At 65.6% G+C, this 16,721-nt stretch carries 15 protein-coding genes; 6 read left to right on the top strand and 9 right to left on the bottom strand.

The genetic code is table 11. From position 1 onward, the window contains the following. Positions 1-13: 13 nt before the first annotated feature. The 3 genes from B2W55_RS31205 (at position 14) to B2W55_RS31215 (ending at position 2,960) form a co-directional block, all read left to right on the top strand. Complete coding sequence (locus B2W55_RS31205; RefSeq protein ID WP_024583801.1) at positions 14-1,063, top strand: hypothetical protein; 1,050 nt, start codon at positions 14-16, stop codon at positions 1,061-1,063. Positions 1,064-1,154: 91 nt separating this feature from the next. Beyond that, complete coding sequence (locus tag B2W55_RS31210) at positions 1,155-2,702, top strand: hypothetical protein (RefSeq protein WP_029879836.1); 1,548 nt, start codon at positions 1,155-1,157, stop codon at positions 2,700-2,702. Positions 2,703-2,795: 93 nt separating this feature from the next. Next, positions 2,796-2,960 (top strand): hypothetical protein, encoded by a 165-nt coding sequence (locus B2W55_RS31215; RefSeq protein ID WP_168200199.1) that lies wholly within the window; start codon positions 2,796-2,798, stop codon positions 2,958-2,960. A 4-nt stretch (positions 2,961-2,964) separates the two neighbouring features. Here B2W55_RS31215 and B2W55_RS31220 read toward each other — a convergent pair whose 3' ends face one another. From B2W55_RS31220 to putA, 3 genes are all read right to left on the bottom strand, one after another. Next, positions 2,965-3,609, bottom strand: a complete 645-nt coding sequence (locus tag B2W55_RS31220) for a glutathione S-transferase family protein (protein ID WP_024583799.1) — start codon at positions 3,607-3,609, stop codon at positions 2,965-2,967. 78 nt (positions 3,610-3,687) lie between these two features. Continuing rightward, positions 3,688-4,893: a CaiB/BaiF CoA transferase family protein gene (locus B2W55_RS31225; RefSeq protein WP_024583798.1), complete on the bottom strand. Its 1,206-nt coding sequence runs from the start codon at positions 4,891-4,893 to the stop codon at positions 3,688-3,690. A gap of 249 nt (positions 4,894-5,142) precedes the next feature. Further along, entirely contained in the window at positions 5,143-8,148 is a 3,006-nt protein-coding gene (gene putA, locus B2W55_RS31230) for a bifunctional proline dehydrogenase/L-glutamate gamma-semialdehyde dehydrogenase PutA (RefSeq protein WP_024583797.1), read from the bottom strand. A gap of 118 nt (positions 8,149-8,266) precedes the next feature. Here putA and B2W55_RS31235 point away from each other — a divergent pair, with 118 nt between their 5' ends. Beyond that, on the top strand, positions 8,267-8,731 hold the full coding sequence (locus B2W55_RS31235; RefSeq protein WP_024583796.1) for an Lrp/AsnC ligand binding domain-containing protein: 465 nt from the start codon (positions 8,267-8,269) through the stop codon (positions 8,729-8,731). Positions 8,732-8,850: 119 nt separating this feature from the next. Next, positions 8,851-9,474, top strand: a complete 624-nt coding sequence (locus B2W55_RS31240; protein WP_024583795.1) for a hypothetical protein — start codon at positions 8,851-8,853, stop codon at positions 9,472-9,474. Between the two features lie 32 nt (positions 9,475-9,506). Here B2W55_RS31240 and B2W55_RS31245 read toward each other — a convergent pair whose 3' ends face one another. The 6 genes from B2W55_RS31245 to B2W55_RS31270 all read right to left on the bottom strand — a co-directional run bounded on the left by B2W55_RS31245 (position 9,507) and on the right by B2W55_RS31270 (position 14,868). Continuing rightward, positions 9,507-10,226, bottom strand: coding sequence for a class I SAM-dependent methyltransferase (locus B2W55_RS31245; protein WP_024583794.1), 720 nt, complete (start codon positions 10,224-10,226; stop codon positions 9,507-9,509). Between the two features lie 277 nt (positions 10,227-10,503). Continuing rightward, a complete protein-coding gene (locus B2W55_RS31250) occupies positions 10,504-10,704 on the bottom strand; it encodes a cold-shock protein (RefSeq protein ID WP_021079749.1) in 201 nt (66 codons plus the stop codon). A gap of 287 nt (positions 10,705-10,991) precedes the next feature. Further along, the gene (locus tag B2W55_RS31255) at positions 10,992-11,303 is read right to left on the bottom strand and encodes a c-type cytochrome (protein ID WP_024583793.1); all 312 of its coding nucleotides are present in this window, start codon (positions 11,301-11,303) and stop codon (positions 10,992-10,994) included. An 11-nt stretch (positions 11,304-11,314) separates the two neighbouring features. Beyond that, positions 11,315-12,514: a molybdopterin-dependent oxidoreductase gene (locus B2W55_RS31260; protein ID WP_024583792.1), complete on the bottom strand. Its 1,200-nt coding sequence runs from the start codon at positions 12,512-12,514 to the stop codon at positions 11,315-11,317. Between the two features lie 220 nt (positions 12,515-12,734). After that, entirely contained in the window at positions 12,735-12,959 is a 225-nt protein-coding gene (locus B2W55_RS31265; RefSeq protein ID WP_024583791.1) for a hypothetical protein, read from the bottom strand. 163 nt (positions 12,960-13,122) lie between these two features. Further along, positions 13,123-14,868: an adenylate/guanylate cyclase domain-containing protein gene (locus B2W55_RS31270; RefSeq protein WP_371412417.1), complete on the bottom strand. Its 1,746-nt coding sequence runs from the start codon at positions 14,866-14,868 to the stop codon at positions 13,123-13,125. 226 nt (positions 14,869-15,094) lie between these two features. On the opposite strand from B2W55_RS31270, the gene B2W55_RS31275 reads away from it, so the two are divergent. Continuing rightward, the gene (locus B2W55_RS31275) at positions 15,095-16,645 is read left to right on the top strand and encodes a glycosyltransferase family 39 protein (RefSeq protein ID WP_043855252.1); all 1,551 of its coding nucleotides are present in this window, start codon (positions 15,095-15,097) and stop codon (positions 16,643-16,645) included. Positions 16,646-16,721 lie beyond the last annotated feature (76 nt).

Here is a 16,721-nt window from a genome sequence, read left to right on the forward strand (position 1 = left end):
CAGTCTGGAGACTTTGAACGTGAGTGAGCAGCAGAGCGAGCCGGTGAGCGGTCAAACCGGTGCCGAAATGGCGGCGAAAAGCGAGCCCGTGATGGCCGCGGCCGGTGTCGAGGCTCCGCGGCTCGCGCCCGAGCAGGAAGAGACCTCGCCGAAGGCGGATGCGCCGAAGGTCGAGGCGCCAAGGGTAGAGCCGCCAAGGGTTGAGCCGTCCCGGCTTGATCCGATGATCGAGGCCAAGATCGACGCCAAGATCGAGCCGACTAATATGGAAGTGCCCAAGGTCGAGACCGGCAAGCGAGAAGAGCCGCGTTTCCCGGGCAAGCTGATGATCATGGCGCCCGGCGACCGTACCTGGGACCATGAAGCCACCGCGTCCAAGCCGGGTGCCGAGCAGGCCGCCAAGGCCGCTGGCAAGCCGGCCGGCAGCCGCCGCCTCGGGGCGATGGCCGCGGTGATCGCGCTGGCAACCGTGGCAGGGGCCATCGGTGGCGCGCTGGCGACCGCGGGCCTCGGCCATCTCGCCGCCCCGGCCGCTGCTGCCGCCAAGGACACCGCGGCCAACGACGCCGCCGCGAAGGAAGCGGCCGATGTCTCGCTTGCCCGGATGGAATCCGAAATCGCCGCGCTGAAGGCCAGCGTCGAGCAGACCGCCAAGGCCGGCCAGGCCCAGTTCAGCAAGGCCAGCGACCGGATCGAGAAGGTCGAGAAGGCCCAGGCCGAGCCGATCGCCAAGCTCAACAAGCTCAGCGAGACCGTCGACAAGCTCCGTGCCCCGCCGCAGACGACCGTTGCTGCGGCGATGCCCGCCCGCGAGGTCACGGGCTCCGTCACCCCGGCGGCCGCGCCGGCCGCTCCCAGGCCCGAGGTCGGTCGCCTGCCGGTGGTGGACGGCTGGGCGCTGCGTGACGTCGGCAATGGCGGCGCGCTGATCGAGGGCCGCGGCGGCATCTACGAGGTTTATGCCGGCGATCCCGTCCCCGGCCTCGGCCGCGTCGACGCCATCCGCAAGCAGGATGGCCGCTGGGTGGTCGTTACCAGCAAGGGTCTGATCGTTTCGCGTTGATCGTCGAATCGCGACAACAGCAAGGCGCTTCACCGCGATGTGAAGCGCCTTTTTTCTTGAATACGGTTTGCCGTGCGGTGTTAGTGGCAGCATGAGCCGCGCGCTGAAATGCTTGCTGTTGATGTCCGCTCTGTTCTGCGGCGCCGTGCCGGCGCGTGCCGCTGAGGATCGTGCACTCGAGCGCGGCGCTGCGGTGATCGATCCGGCACTCCTGCGCGAACTCGATCATGGCCGTTTCAGTCTCAGCCGGATGCTGGCGCCGAACCGTGCCGCAGACACGCCGCTGTCCAACCGTGAACTGTTCGGCTTGCCCGCGATGGTGCGGGTGCGCGAGGCGCTCGATCGCGAATTCGATCGCTATGTCACGAAGCACAAGGCCAGCCTGCCGAACGAGAGCATCGGCGTGGGCGACGGCTTCGCGTTCCAGCTGTTCGACCGCGCGCTGTTCGAATCCCCGGATGTTCGCTTCGTGCTGGCGGGCATCGTCAACCGGATGGACCGTGCCTATGTCGCGCCGAACGGCTGCGGCGAGGTCCGCCTGATCTATCGCTTGACCCGCACCGATGTGCCGCTGATCGGCGAGAACGCGGTCTCGCAGCGGCTGCCAATGACGCTGAACCTGGTGCTGAAGGCGAAGGGCGACGGTAATGATGCGTCGCTCAGCTGCCGCGAGATCGCACGGCGCTGGCTTGCGACCGGCAGCGCTCCGCCTACGCTGGAGAAACTGTTCGGCAACGATGGTCCGCTCGGCCTGATCGATGCGCGGAACGTCGCACGCATCGAGACCAATCTTCAGATCGCGCATGCGCCGAAATCCGCGCTGCGCGATTTCCGCACCGACTACCTGCTGAAGGTGTTCGACTATGACGGGACGGCGCGACGTTTTGCCGAAGCACCGCTGGAGAACCAGATCGATCGCGATCGGATTCTCACCGACGAAGGCTTGAAGCGCGACTTCAAGGCCTGGCTGCTCGATCCCAAACATTTTGCCGAACTCGATCGCGGCACCTTGCTGATCCCCGATCGCTTCCTCGCGAACTCGGCGGTGGCACCGACACCGACCGGCTTCGATGTCAGCGATCTCGCGCCCGAGTTCGGCCTGGTGCAGGGCGAGGGGACGGCAGGCAGTGCGGTGTTCTCGGACAGCGATGTCGTCGGCGCCTTGCAGAAGGCCGCGTCGGACGGAACGAAGCTTCAGAACATCCAGTCGCTGGCCGGTTTCGAGCGGCGCCTCAACGACGTCACCTGCGCCGGCTGTCACCAGACCCGCGGCATCGGCGGCTTCCATTTCCCCGGCGTCGACTGGATGGCGGCCAAGCCGTCGAATTCCACCGTGGTGCCGGCCTCGCCGCATTTCTTCGGCGACCAACCTCGCCGCCGCGATATCCTCACGAGCTTCCGCGACGGCAGGACGCCGGATTTTTCACGCGGCTTTTCCAACCGGCCGCAACTGCGCGGCGGCGCCGAGCTTGCTGGCACCGAATACAGCGACGGCTGGGGCGCGCATTGCTATCTGCCGGGCGCAAAGCCGGCCGAGAGCGACCGTAGCTTCCGGGCCTGGACCTGCGCCGAGGGGCTCGTGTGCCAGGTCGCGGGGAAAACCTCGCGCATGGGTATGTGCTTCGTGAAGGGGCGGTAATCTCCGCCGGAACCGAAGCGTCTCCGCGTCATTAATTGGTGCTACACTGCCGCTTGCCCAGCACCCGACAGCTCTTGACCGGAGACCGGCCCGATGAGTGCTCCCGAGGACAACAAGCAGCGCAACCGCGAGATCGCGGCCAACGAGGCCGAGCGTCAGGCGGTCAGCGCCGTCCGGGTCAGCAGCTGGGCGATCGGGCTCGCGGTCATCATCGGCATCATCGTGGTGGCCATCGTCTGGTCCTGGATAAAGAGATAGTCTCTCAAACGTAGTGCTTCAGGCGCGGGCCGGGCAGCAGCTCATAGGCTGGTTTCCAGCCGGGCAGGGAAGCGATGCGGCCGAGCCAGGCGCTGATATTGGGATGGCTGCTGGCAAAGTCGTAGCCGGTCTCGTCGCTCGGATAGTGCAGATAGGCCATCATCGAGAAATCCGACACGGTCGGTCGCGCCCCGATCATGAAGGCGTTGTTGCCGACATGGCGGTCGAGGATGCCGAGGAAGTCGTCGAGCCGCACCCGATAGTGCTTGAGAATCTTTGGATCGACCGACGGCGAGAAGGTCCGCATGAAGCGATAGGTCGCCATGTAGCCGGAGAGTTTCTGGTTGTCCCAGAACAGCCAGCGCAGCAGCTCGAACGTCTCCGCCGGCGTTTCGCCGCCGAACTTTCCGTATTGTTCGGCAAGCTGTAGCAGGATCGGCGCGGTCTGGGTGCGACGCTCGCCGTCGACTTCGAGCACCGGGATCTCGCCCATCTCGTTCACGGTGGCGCGCCACTCCGCGGTCCGCGTCACGCCGCCGCCGAAATCGGTCCACACCGGCTCGAAGGTCTCGCCGCACAGCGTGAGCATCAGCGCGAGCTTGTAGCTGTTGCCGGATTCGGGGAAGTAGTGCAGGCGATAGCGGGGCATCGTGAGGCCTCTTCGCGATGAATTCTTGCCTCTCCCCGCAACAGCGGGGCGAGGGAGAGGAGACAGCGTGAAGTCGAGCTACGCCACCGCGCCGGACGCGCGCAGCTTCTGGATCGTGGCCTCGTCGTAACCGGCCTGGCGCAGGATCTCGTCGGAATGCTCGCCGACTTCCGGCGGCTTGCGCGGCTGCACCTTCTTCGCGCCGTCGATGAAGATCGGGCTGTTGACGGTCAGCATGGTGTCGTTCTCGAAGTGCACCAGCACCTCGTTCTCGATCATCTGCTTGTCGTTCGGGATGTCGTCGAGGATGCCGACCACGCCGAACACCAGGCCGTTGCCGTCGAGGATCTTGCGCCATTCGGCGAGCTCCTTGCTGGCGAACACCTCGTCGAAGATCTTGATCAGCTCGACCGAACGCGCGTGGCGGTCGGCCTTGGTGGCGAAGCGGGCATCGGCGACCAGGTCCTCGCGGCCCATGCAGCGTGCCAGCGTCGGCCATTGCCGGTCTTCGTTGAGCAGCGACAGGATCAGCCAGCGGCCGTCCTTGCATTTGTAGTGGTTGGTGACGGCGTTCAGCGCCTCTTCGCGCGGCTTGCGCTTCTTGAACTTGGCGCCGACCAGCTTGGCCTGTGCCAGCACGCCGTTGGCCCAGATGCCGTTGGCCATCAGATTGGTCGAGACATGCGAGCCCTTGCCGGTCTTCTCGCGCTGGAACAGCGCGGTGACGATCGCGCCGTAGAAGGCCATCGCACAAGGATGGTCGCCCATGCCGGCGACCGAACGGGCCGGCGTGGTGTCCTCGTCGGCGCGCACCAGGTCCATCAGGCCGGAGCGGGCCCAATAGGCGTTGGAGTCGAAGCCGGGCTTGTTGGCCTCCTCGCCCTTTTCGCCATAGCCGGTGAAGGAGGCGTAGATCAGCCGGTCGTTGAGATGGCCGAGATGGTCATGGGTGATGCCGAGTTTTTCGCGCACCTGCGGCGGCATGTTGGTGATGAAGACGTCGGCCTCCGCGACCAGCTTGTAGAGCACCTCGCGCGCCTCTGGTTTGGTGAGGTCGAGCGCCAGGCTCTTCTTGTTGCGGGATTCCAGCATCCACGCGAAATTGTGCTCGCTGGCGGGATAGCCGGGCAGATTGGGCAGGTTCCGGTAGGGATCGCCGGCGCCGGGTGGCTCGATCTTGATGACGTCGGCGCCGAAGTCGGACAGCACGGTGGCGGCCGCGGGCGCCGCGATGAAGCTCGCGCAATCCAGGACCTTGAGCCCGTCAAAAATGCCTTTTTCCATCGTGCCGTCGCTCCCGTGGCGCTTGTTGGTGTTTTTCCGGTAGCTGGAATTATCGCGCGCGGATCATTCCGATCGGACCGCCATTTGACCCATCTCGGGGTGATGATGCAACGGCTTGTTGGGCGTCATTGCGAGGAGCGGAGCGACGAAGCAATCCACGTCTCCGCAAGCGGGGGTATGGATTGCTTCGCGGAGCCTGTCATCAGGCGCGCGTTCGCGCGACCCGTTGGCTCGCAATGACGGAGCCGGCTACTCCACCCCCGCCATCAGCGCCGCATTGCCGCCGGCGGCGGCGGTGTTGATCGTGATCGTCTGTTCGGTGGCGAAGCGCGTCAGATAGTGCGGGCCGCCGGCCTTGGGGCCGGTGCCGGAAAGGCCGCTGCCGCCGAATGGCTGCACGCCGACGACCGCGCCGATCATGTTGCGGTTGACATAGATGTTGCCGACCTGAAGACGGTCGATGACCTGCTCGATGGTGTCGTCGATACGCGAATGGATGCCGAGCGTCAGTCCGAAGCCGGTGGCCTCGATTGCGGCCAGCACGTCGCCGAGCCGCTCGGCGCGATAGCGTACGACATGAAGGATCGGACCGAACACCTCTTCACGCAGCTCGCTCGCCGCCGACAGTTCGAAGATGTGCGGCGCGACGAAAGTGCCGGCCGGCGCCTCGCCGGCGAGATGCACCCGCGCTTGCTGCTTCATCCTCGCGATATGCGCGTCCAGCCGCTGCTTGGCCTCGGCATCGATCACGGGACCGATATGCGTCGACACATCGGCGGGATCGCCGATCTTCAGTTCGCGCGCGGCGCCGGCGATCATCTCGATCATGCGGTCGGCGACGTCGTCCTGCACGAACAGCAGCCGCAGCGCCGAGCAGCGCTGGCCGGCCGAGCGGAACGCCGAGGTCACGACGTCGTCGGCGACCTGCTCGGGCAGCGCGGTGGCGTCGACGATCATGGCGTTGATGCCGCCGGTCTCGGCGATCAACGGCACGATCGGGCCATCCTTGGCGGCGAGCGTTCGGTTGATCGACCGCGCCACCTCGGTCGAGCCGGTGAAGACGACGCCGGCGATGCCGGGATGCTTGACCAGCGCGGCGCCGATCGCGCCGTCGCCCTGGACCAGATGCAGCGCCGTCTGGGGCACGCCGGCCTGATGCAGCAAGGCAACCGCCTCGGCCGCGATCCGCGGCGTCTGCTCGGCCGGCTTTGCGATCACCGCATTGCCGGCCATCAGCGCCGCAGTGACCTGGCCGAGGAAGATCGCAAGCGGGAAATTCCACGGCGAGATCGCGACGAACGCGCCGCGGCCGTGCAGCTCCAGCACATTGCTCTCGCCGGTCGGCCCCGGCATCGTCTCGCCCTTGCCGAACAGCTTTTGGCCGAGTGCCGCATAATAGCGGCAGAAGTCGATTGCCTCGCGCACCTCCGAGAGCGCGTCGTCGAGCGTCTTGCCGCCTTCGCCTTGCAGCAAAGCGAGGAAGTGGGCACGGCGCTGTTCGAGCAGGTCGGCTGCCTTGTCCAGGATGGCCGCACGTTGTGCGGCCGGCGTGCTGTTCCAGGCCCTGAAGCCTTGTCGTGCAGCGGTGACGGCGGCGTCGGCCTGCTCGGTCGTCGACGTTGCGGCTGTGCCGGGGGCGGTCTTGCGCGCTGTCGCAATCGCCGATGTCAGCGCGCGGAGGCCCGCGCGTTCGCCGAGTTCGATGCCGTGCGAATTGGCGCGCTGCGGTCGATAGAGATCGACCGGCAGCGGAATTCCGGCGTGAGAGGCATTGCCGTCATGGCCGATGATCTCGGCCGGACGGCGCAACAGGTCGGTGATGGACACGCGGTTGTCGGCTGCCAGCGCCACGAACGACGAGTTGGCGCCGTTCTCGAGCAGGCGCCGCACCAGATAGGCGAGCAGGTCGCGGTGGCTGCCGACCGGCGCATAGGTGCGGTGGGCGATCTCAGGACGATCCTGGCCGAGCTGTGCGTAGAGCGCTTCGCCCATGCCGTGCAACCGCTGGAATTCGAAGCTCGCGGGATCGCCTGACAGTTCGAGGATGGTCGCGACCGTCAGCGCATTGTGGGTGGCGAATTGCGGAAACAGCCGCGGCCGCAGCGCCAGCAGCTTGTGCGCGCAGGCGACGTAGTTCAGGTCGGTCATTGCCTTGCGGGTGAACACCGGATAGCCATCGAGCCCGCGTTCCTGCGCGCGCTTGATCTCGGTGTCCCAATAGGCGCCCTTCACGAGGCGCACCATCATCCTGCGGTCGAGCGCGCGTGTCAGTGCATCGACATAGTCGATCACCTCGGTGGCGCGCTTCTGGTAGGCCTGGATCGCAAGCCCGAAGCCGTTCCAGCCGGCCAGCGACGGATCGGCGAACGCAGCGGCGATGACGTCGAGCGAGAGCTCCAGCCGGTCCGCCTCCTCGGCATCGACGGTGAAGTTGAGGTCATACGCCTTGGCGCGGCGCGCCAGATCGATCAGTTGCGGCACCAGCTCGTTCATCACCCGCGCGTGGCTGACCGCCTCGAAGCGCGGGTGCAGCGCGGAGAGCTTGACCGAGATGCCAGGCCGGTCGGGCAGGGGATGATTGCCGGCGGCCTTGCCGATCGCCTCGATCGCGCGGGCATAGGACTCGAAATAGCGGCTGGCGTCATCGGCGGTGCGCGCGCCCTCGCCGAGCATGTCGAACGAATAGCGCGAGCCGCGCGATGCGTGGGACTGCGCGCGCGCCAGCGCCGCCTCGATGGTCTCGCCGAGCACGAAATGACTGCCCATCAGCCGCATCGCCTGTCGCGTCGCCGCGCGCACCGCGGGGGCACCGAGCCGCTTGGTCAGCCGGCCGATCGTGCCCTGCGGTGTCTCGCCGGGCTGGATCACGCGCGCCGATACGCCGAGCGCCCAGGCCGAGGCGTTGACCAGGAACGCGCTGGATTTGGTCTCGTGGTTGACGAAGTCGCCCTGGCCGAGCTTGTCCTCGATGAATTGGTCGGCGGTGCGCGCGTCGGGCACCCGGAGCAGCGCCTCCGCCAGCACCATCAGCGCCAGGCCCTCCTTGGTCGACAGCGCGAACTCCCGCAGCATGTCCTCGACGCCGCCGAGCGGATCGTCATTGGCCCTGATCGCCTCGATCAGGCGGGTCGCGGTGCGGTCGACCCTGGCCTCCGCCTCCGCGCCCAGTCCGGCGTCCTGGCGCAGGCGGCCGGCGATCGCGGCATCATCGGGTGCGTAGGGCGGGCTGAACGGGGGCGGGAGCAGGTCTGGCATGGCGGTTCCTTGGCCGGAGGTTGCAGGGAACTCCTACGCGCCCATGCACCGTAGTTCGATAGACAAAATAGCATATTTGCCTTAGTAAATCCGGAAAATTCATAGTGTGACCGTAGATATGACAGAGATAGATAAGACAGACCGCAAAATCCTCTCGATCCTGCAAGGGGATGGCCGGATTGCCAATGTGGAACTGGCGGAAAGGATCGGCCTGTCGCCGACTTCGGTCGGCGAGCGGCTGAAGCGGCTACAGCGCGACGGCTTCGTCGAGGGCTACGGCGCCCGACTGAACCCGCACCGGCTCGGGCTCGGGCTCTTGGTCTTCGTTGAGGTGCTGCTCGACAAGACAACGCCCGACGTCTTCGAGAAGTTCGCGAAAGCGGTCCAGACCGCGCCGGAAGTGCTGGAGTGCCACATGGTGGCCGGCGGCTTCGACTATCTGGTCAAGGCGCGCGTCGCCAACATGACCGCCTATCGCCGGTTTCTCGGCGAAACCCTGCTGGCGCTGCCGGGCGTGCGCGAGACGCGAACCTACGCGGTGATGGAGGAAGTCAAGCGCGACGCGCCGCTGCCGGTCGGCTGACGTTCCCTCGAACTGATCCACAGCCATGCGCCTGATGTATTGGCATCGCGACGCACCCGCGATAATCCTGTCCACAACTTGGGGCAGTGGTCATGCAGGACGCCGATCAGCCGATACGAATGCGACGCGCCGGATTTGCCGGCGTGGTCACGGCGCTCATGTTGTCGCTGTCGGCTTCAGCTCCGGCCGGCGCCGCTGAACTCAGCGCAGGCGTCATGCAGCTCTACACGTCGGTCTCGATCTATCCGCCGTCGGCGTCGACGATGACGGTCTGTTATGGCTTCGTCTGTCGGCGCCGCGAGATGCTGGATTTCAATGCCGCCGACAAGGCGGCGCTGACCAGGATCATGGCTGCGGGCCGCGCCAATGCCGCCGCCGAACGTGCGGCCACGCAGAAGGCCGTGATCTGGCTCGACCGCCGCATGGGGCCGATCCTCGGCACCGACAAGCGCGTGGCCAAGGCCGACTTCCGCGCCAATGACGACAAGCACAATTACGATTGCTGGGACACCACCCGTAACACCACCAGCCTGATGCTGGTGATGCAGGCGTGGAACCTGTTCAAGTTTCACACTGTCGGCGATCCGCACTACCGCGGTTTCTCGCTGGGGCAGACGCCGCACAACACCGCCGTGCTGGTCGAGCGCGCAACCAAGGTCGAATGGGCCGTCGATCTCTGGCCGCGCGGTTATCTGCAGCCGCCTGACGTCATGACCGTTGCCCAATGGGTGACGGAAGATTGAACGACCAGGGCGGCACCTGCCTGTAGCATGCCTCACGGACGGCGGGCACGGACATGCAGGAACAGCGGCAGTCGTTGCCAGCGGCGGCTGTTGTCCGACTCGATCGCGTGCTCGGGAACGGCAGGTTCACGCAGCGCCTCGACCAGCAAGCCCGCGTCCTGAAGCGCCGCGAAGTAGTCTTCCAGGGGGCGATGCCGGCTGTGAAACGTCATCGTCAGGCCGGCCCGCTCGACCGTATCCGAGAAGGTGAACGGGCGCAGGTAGTCACCCTTGATGACGAACGGCGCGTCGGCCACCGGGCGCTCGAACTGGCCGGCCGAGTTGATCGGATGGACGATCGCGAAACACAATCGTCCGCCGGGCATGAGCACGCGCGCGATCTCGGCGACGGCGTGCGGCATAGCATCGATGTCGTGAAGGGTCATGAAGGCGACCGCGAGATCGGCGCTCGCGTCTTGCAGCGGCAATGCGGCGGCATCGGCGATCCTCAGATCCATCGACGGGTCCGAGGCGCGGGCGGCCGCGACCATCGAGGGCGACGCATCGATGCCGACGATGCGATGCCCGAGCTCTTTCAGGTGCCGCGTCAATCGTCCTTCGCCGCAGCCGATGTCGATCGTCCGCAGGCCGGGCGGAGGCAGCAAGGCGAGGAACTGGTCGCGGTGAAATCGCCAGTAGCTGTCATGTCCGGGATGCCGCGCCCATGCGATCCATCGGCCGGACTCCGCTTCCCAATTGTCGGCAAGATTCATGCGGAACTCCCGTGTTCCTGGCGCGATTGCGATACCGCGATCCGGCAATTCGTTCGCGCTCTCGCGATACGGGATCGGTTCGGCACGAAGAGGGCGCCGCGGGATGTCGTGGAGCAAATGAAGATCATCGACGCGCGACCGGCGCTCGTCGGAAAAATCATCGTCGTGGCGCGGGCGCCGTGCCCGCCCCGCCGAACGTCACGTGATCTGCTGTGTGGATCGGCCCCCACTCCCGGATGGCGTCCGAGAGTGCGCCGCCGGATCTGGCGTTGTTACGCTAGACCTTGAGGTTCTCGGCCGACGTCTTGCCGCGATTTGCGATCTCTTCGTATTCAACCGATTGGCCTTCGTTCAGGGACTGTAGGCCAGCCTTCTGAACCGCTGAAATATGCACGAAAATGTCCTTGCCGCCTGTTGCGGGCTGGATAAATCCATAACCCTTGGTCGGGTTGAACCACTTCACTGTACCTTTGGGCATTCCAGTCGTCTCCGCGGAATCAATCGAAAACAGACCAGCCGGCCCCCGCACCAACCGACTTGTCCGTACCGCACAGGATAGCAGTTTGAAAAAAGCTGGGTAGATCAAACGACGGTGTGTTTTTGACCGGAAACAACCCGCTTTGCAGGGATTTGGTGCCGGATTGCCTGTTTCATGGTCAATTGATGCACTGCAAAACAGACTGGTTCCACTGAACCGAATGGCTTCGTTGCCCTCGTCTCGCGCGCTGGCTTTTCCACCGGCGCGCGAGAATCGAGTAGCCCGCCTCAATAGGTCGCGCTGAGATAATCGACGATCTTGCCGATGTCGGCCTGGTCGATCGGTGCGCCGTAGACCTTGATCATCTTGGTCACTTCGGCCTGCCAGAAATCCTTCTTGAACTTCTCGCCCTGCGGCTGGGTCTTGATGTAGTCCGCCGAGTGGCAGCCGGTACAGTTGCTCTGCACCACGTCGAGGTTGGGACCCGGCTTGAAGGCCGCAGTCTCCTCGGGGAGCGTGTAGTTCACGGGCGCGGCCAATGCGGTGCCAAACGACAGTGTGGCGACCGCGACGAGCGTGGCGAGCGGCTTGCTGATCATGATGCTGCTCCTCACGCCGCGGTGACGCGCACGGTTTCGACGACATTGCGCAGATAGCCGGCCGGATTCCACAATGGATCCATCGGCTGGGTGTCGCCGGCATTATTGGTGGCGCGTACTTTCAAATCCGAGGCGCCGGCCGGCAGCGCGACCTTCAGCTTCCATTCGCGGAACGCGTATTTGCCGAGATCCTTGCCGAGCTTGGCCGGCGTCCAGCTCTTGCCGCCGTCGATCGAGACCGCAACCTCCTTGATGCCCTTGCCGCCGTCGAAGGCGATGCCGCGCAGCATGGTGCGGCCGGCCTTCAGCTTGGCGCCGTCGGCAACGCTGGTGATGAACGAGCGCACCGTGAAGCGGTTGATCGGGATCGTCGCTTTCGGCGCGGTGCCGGGCTCGACCGCGTTATTCGGTGTATCCGGAATCCGATAGGCGGACTTCATCCAGAAGCCGTCGAACACGCTGTCGATCACGGTAATCTCGTTGAGGTGCTTTACCCAATAGGTGCCGTAATAGCCCGGCACCACGAGCCGCAGCGGGAAGCCGTTGAGGAACGGCAGCTCCTCGCCGTTCATGCCCCAGGCCAGCATCACCTCGCCGTCGCGGGCGTGGTCGATGTCGAGCGCCTTGACGAAATCGGGTGTCGTCTCCATCACCGGGCCGTCCATGCCGTTGAAGGTGACCTGCCTGGCGCCAGCCTGCACGCCGGCCATGTCGAGCACGGTCTTCAGCGGCACGCCGTGCCAGCGCGCGCAACCCATCGCGCCATTGCCAAGCTGGCCGCCTGCGACGCGCGGATTGAAGAAGCCGCGGCTGTTGCCGGAGCACTGGTTGACGGCGACGAGCTCAGTTGCCTTTAGATTCCGGATGTCCTTCAGCGACAGTTTCAGCGGCTTGTCGACCTTGCCCTTGATCTCGAGCGTGAACTTGTCCGGGTCGAGGTCGTAGGGGAAACCGGCAAGGTGATAGCGGACGAAGAAGGCGTTGTTCGGCGTCAGCGGGCCGTCGTTGAAGACCGCGAATGGCGTTTCGAGCTGCGGGGGCCGGCTGGTGAGCCCGATCATCGGGCGCTTCTGCGGATAGCGCACCAGCGGCCGTTCGCCATTGCCGAAGGGCAGCGTCACGGTGTCGAGGGCGAGTGAGCCCCTTGATCCCAGCCCCGTCACCAAAGCGGCCAACCCGGCGCGCTTCATCAAGTCTCGTCGATCGAGCATTCCGCTTCCTCCGAAGCTGTTCTGTCGTGAGCTGGTCATCACCAGGCTCAGATTGCCTTGCGCGCCTTCGCATCATGGACTGCGCGCGGCGACGAATGTCGCATCGGGGAACAGCAAGTCAATTGAGCTTTCGCAGCGGTCACCGGCATTGCATCGCAACAACGAGAAGCCCCGGTCGCGCGGACGACCGGGGCATTTCGATTCCAGGTCGAAGTGTCGATCAGTAGCAGACGTTCACGGTGCGATAGCGATAACCGTAGGGCGTCATCACCAGGCGGGTGACGTAGCAGCCGGAATCGACGAAGCCGACGGCGATGCCTGGGCCGCCCCAGAAGTGATGATGCGGGTGCCAGAAGAACGGCTTGGCGGAAGCAGAGGTCGGCGCCAGAGCGGCGGCACCGACGATCGCAACAGTGGCGAAAGCGAGCGTGATCTTGCGAAGCATGGTCTTCTCCTCCAGATGCGCCTTGAACTCGGTCGCGGCGCGGTTGCGGTGTTGCCCATCGCCAGTCTGTCGCATCCGGCTTGGGACGCGTTCGAGCATCGCTGATGGGTGCACGCTCAGCTGTGCGGAAGATCACACTCGGGGAAAGGCAGAGGAGAGGTGGTCAGGCCGCGACCGCATGCTGGTCGTCGACCAGCGTGGACAGGATGCGCGTCGCCTCGACGGTGCGCACGATCATCGGCTCGTTGCGGCCGCGGATCGCGACCTCCTGTGCCGGCAGGGCATCGTCGGCGAGGCCCGCGGTGACGCGCACCTCGTCGGAGATGACGGCCTCGCAGGCCAGCGCTTTCGTCATGTCCTGCAGCCTTGCCGCGACGTTGACGGCATCGCCGAGCGCGGTGAACACCATATGGTCGCGATAACCGATATCGCCGACGATCACCTCGCCGCCATGGACGCCGATGCCGAAGCGGATCGGCTCGCGCAGATCATGGCTGAGGAATTGGTTCAGCTCTTTGATATTGGCCGCGATCAGCGCCGCCGCGCGCAAGGCCTGGCGGCAGGCTTCGTGGCGGTCGGTGCTGAGCCCGAACAGCGCCAGCATGCCGTCGCCGATGAACTGGTTGGGCCGCCCGCCGGCCTCCAGCACCGCCTGCGACACCGCGCCGAGGAAGCGGTTGACGATGAACACGGTGTCGAACGGCAGCCGCTTCTCGGCAAGCTGCGTCGAGCCGCGCATGTCGACGAACATGCTGACGAGATAACGCTCCTGGCCGACCCGCGTCGGATTGCCGGCATGGGCGTTGGCCGACATCGTGTGGGGCAGGAACAGCTGGAAGAAAGTCAGGTCGCCGGTCGGCCGGAGCTGGCAGGCGAGCCGGATCGACGGATCGTCATTGCCGACCCGGTGCAGCACGAAGGCCTCGCGCGGCGAAGGCTCGGGCAGGGTGACGTGATCGCCGATGATGCGGATGCGGCAGGTCGAGCAGCGCGCACGGCCGCCGCAGACGCTCGCATGCGGTACGTTGTAGCGCAGGCTCGCTTCCAGCACGCTCAATCCCTTCGGCACCCGCAATGTGCGGCCGTTGCCATAGGACAGCGCGATCATGCCGCCGCGGCGTTCGAGCAGGGCACGCGCGCCGCGCGCGAGCAGGACCAGGCCGAGCAGGCCGAGATAGCCGATCGTCAGGCCATTCGTGATGTTCTCGAGAGTGGTCGCCTGGGCCGCGGTGCCGAGCTTCTGCACCGACAGCTCCTCGCGCCGCCAGTCGGGGTCCTGATAATCCGCGATCGTGGCGCGGCCGGCCTGATAGATGCCGAGCATCGCCAGCGTCGGGATCAGCACGGCCGCGGCGAGCAGGAACGGCGCTGTGCGCTGGAACGATGGACGCATCCGCAGCCAGAAATACAGGCCGATGCAGCCATGCACCCAGGCGATCACCAGCACCGCCAGCATCTGCCACAGCCGGAGTGGAGAGGCGATGAAGAAGTTGTACAGCTCTTGCGGATAGAGCTTTTCGTGCCCGTACAGGGTCTGGCCGAGCCGGACGCCGACGACGTGCACGATGATCAGCATCGGGATGCTGAGGCCGAGCGCGAGTTGCAGCGGCTCGACCGCCTTCCAGTGGAATTCGCGGCGCTGAAACAGCGCCCAGATGCCAAGCGCGGTGTGCACCAGGCAGGCGGTGTAGAACACGATGGCGACCGGCAGGAATTGCCAGAACTCGGTGTGGTAGTGCACCCCGATCGCCAACGCCTCCGTCGAGATATTGCCGAGCGCGTGGTTGAGGAAATGGCTGATCAGGTAGGCGAACATGATCGCCCCCGTGACGAGGCGGACCTGCCGCAGGCCGACGCCGCGGGCCATGTCCTGCAGGTGCTCGCGCGAGGGGGAGGCCATGTGATTCATGATCGACAACTCTAGTGTTTAATTCCCGCGCTGAACACCACCACGGGCCCGGTCTGGCGGTGGGTAGCCGGCGCCGCGGAACGTTGACACTCCGTTAAGAGTCGAACAAAAAGCCCGCGTGACGATAGCCCAAGCCGAACCCGAGCCCGGAGCCGGTAACATCAGCGTTAAGCCGGCCCGTTCGCGGGCGCCGGATTGGCGTGGCGTGATCGCCGTGATCGTTGCCATGACCGCGATGCGGCTGGTCTATGCCCATGCGCTCGATCTGCGCACCGACGAGGCTTACTACTGGACCTGGTCGAAGGAAAGCGTGCTGTCCTTCCTCGACCATCCGCCGATGGTCGCCTGGTTCATCCGCTGCGGCACCGCCGTTCTCGGCGACACCAATCTCGGCGTCCGCCTCGGTGGCATCGTGGCGATGCTGGCGACCCAGCTCCTGCTTGCCGACATCGTCCGTCGCGTGACATCGAACAATGTCCGCGCGGTGATGCTCGCGCTGCTGCTGCCGGAGGCTGCGCTTTATTACGGGTTGTTAATGGCCAAGGTGGCGCCCGACACGGCGCTGATCCCGTTCTCGGTCGCCATGCTGTGGTCGCTGGTGCGGCTCGCGCAGAGCCATGACGGACGCTGGTGGCTGGCCGCAGGGTTGTTCGCGGGGCTTGCGCTGCTCTCGAAATTCACCGCCATCATGTTCGTGCCGGCGGTGTTCGCCTTCGCGCTGGTGCCGGATTGGCGCTGGCGCTGGCTGCGCAGCCCGTACCCGTACCTCGCCGCGCTGATCGCGATCGCCGTGTTCTCGCCGGTGCTGATCTGGAATGCGGAGCATGACTGGGCCTCGTTCCGCTTCCAGGCGGTGCGCGCCACGGTCGAGCGCGACCTGACGTTCCGTACCCTCGGCGAGTTCATCGGCATGCAGTTCGGCCTGGTCGGCTTCGTGCTGTTGCCGGTGACGCTGTTCGGCACCGCACTGACGGCATGGCGCGGCTATCGCAAGCGCGAGCCGGTGGCGATCCTGCTGGCGACCGCGGTGCTGGTGCCGTTCCTCTACTTCCTCTGGAAGTCGCTGACCTTGCGGGTCGGCGATACCTGGCCGATGTTCCTGTGGCCGGCAGGCTTCGCGGCCGTCGCCATCAATGTCACGCGGATGCCGTTCGAGGGCTGGTCGGCCGGACTCGTCAAGTCGACGATCTATTGGGCCCGGACCGCGATCTCGACAGGCATCGCCTTCGTGGTCTGCGTGTTCCTCTACTACATGTTCGCGCCGTGGAATCTGATCGGCCGCACCGATCCGATCGGCACCGAAGCGGGCTACGATGTGGTGGCTGCGCATACCCTGGCGCAGGTTGAGGCCACCGGCGCAACCTGGGTCGCGACCACGGATTACCGAACCTATGCGATGCTGCGCTGGATGCTGCGCGGCCGGGTGCCTGTGATCGAGATCAACGAGCGCGGCCGCTTCCAGGGCTTTGCCGATCCCGGCATGGACAAGATCCGCGATCATGCCGGCATCTATGTCGGGCGCGAGCCCGAGAACAATCTGCCGCTGTGGAGCGAAACATCGGCGGTGCGCCAGCCGCTGGAGCGCGTGACACGGAGCTGGCGCGGCATGGTGATGGACACCTATGCGCTGGAGAAGATCTCGGGCTGGACGCCCGACCTGTCGCCGCGGCCGGATACGACGTTCTTCCGCTGGCGCGTGCTGGCGATGCTCTCGGATTCTTGCGAGATCACCTTCTCCCCTTGTGGGAGAAGGTGGCAGCCGAAGGCTGCCGGATGAGGGGTCTCTCTCCGCAGGCGCGGTGCGCGCGGATGGATACCCCTCACCCAAGCGAACCCGCGACGGCTGTCTGAGC

This window comes from Bradyrhizobium sp. UBA2491, from assembly GCF_002341725.1.
Taxonomy (GTDB): domain Bacteria; phylum Pseudomonadota; class Alphaproteobacteria; order Rhizobiales; family Xanthobacteraceae; genus Bradyrhizobium.